Below are 818 nucleotides of genomic sequence, written 5' to 3' on the forward strand. Positions count from 1 at the left end.
GGCGTTATGTGTTTGTTTTATATAGTGGTAATTTTTAAGGTCATAGTTGGGAGTAAGCAATGACAAAATACAATGATGAGTACTATATTGCTTTTCGTCCAAATGATGACACTCAAGTTCATATAAAACCAGATAGACTAACAGCACTTAGAAAGTATCATTACAAAAAATTAGAAAGTGGAGGAGACCCTTTATTTTTTACTAATGGTTTTAGTGAGGGGGAGAAAATTTCCGATCTATTAACTGATTTAGTTGTAGATACATCTGGTTTATTGATAAATAAAAAACTTAAAGACGAATTGAGTCAATATACCATCAATGGTGTGCAAATCTACCCTTCAATCTATATTGATAATACCAACAATGGCCATGGAAATTATTGGTATTTGGGTTTATATACTGAGTTAAATTGCCTTGATCTTACTCGGTCAAAAATAGAAATATTTGATTTCGATGACGACGATGATGATGATGACTTTCTTGAAGTTAAGCAATATTACTTGAATGAAGCCGTGCTAAATCATATTAATGAAGAAAGTCGATTGATATTTAAGGTTGCAAATTGCTCTAAGAGTTATTTGTTTTTTCATAAAAGTATTGTCGAATTCATTTCAAAAGAAAACTTTTCAGGTGTTAACTTTATTAGAGTTTCTGACTTTAATGAAGGAGACCAGTTTTAAATCAGAATATGTATTTACACATAACAATCGCATCAACACGATTTACTACATTCGGCATTCTAGATTTCTTTTTGTTTACCGTATTTAGTGGTAAATTTGGCTTAGTTTGCATGGTAGCAAACGTGTTATGCAGGCGTT

Annotated in this window: 1 protein-coding gene; it reads left to right on the forward strand. The window is 31.3% G+C overall.

What is annotated here, in order from left to right; genetic code table 11:
- Positions 1-59: 59 nt before the first annotated feature.
- Positions 60-680 (forward strand): imm11 family protein, encoded by a 621-nt coding sequence (locus tag PVK62_RS17360; RefSeq protein WP_274445633.1) that lies wholly within the window; start codon positions 60-62, stop codon positions 678-680.
- Positions 681-818 lie beyond the last annotated feature (138 nt).

The organism is Aliivibrio sp. S3MY1, from assembly GCF_028765575.1.
Lineage (GTDB): Bacteria > Pseudomonadota > Gammaproteobacteria > Enterobacterales > Vibrionaceae > Aliivibrio.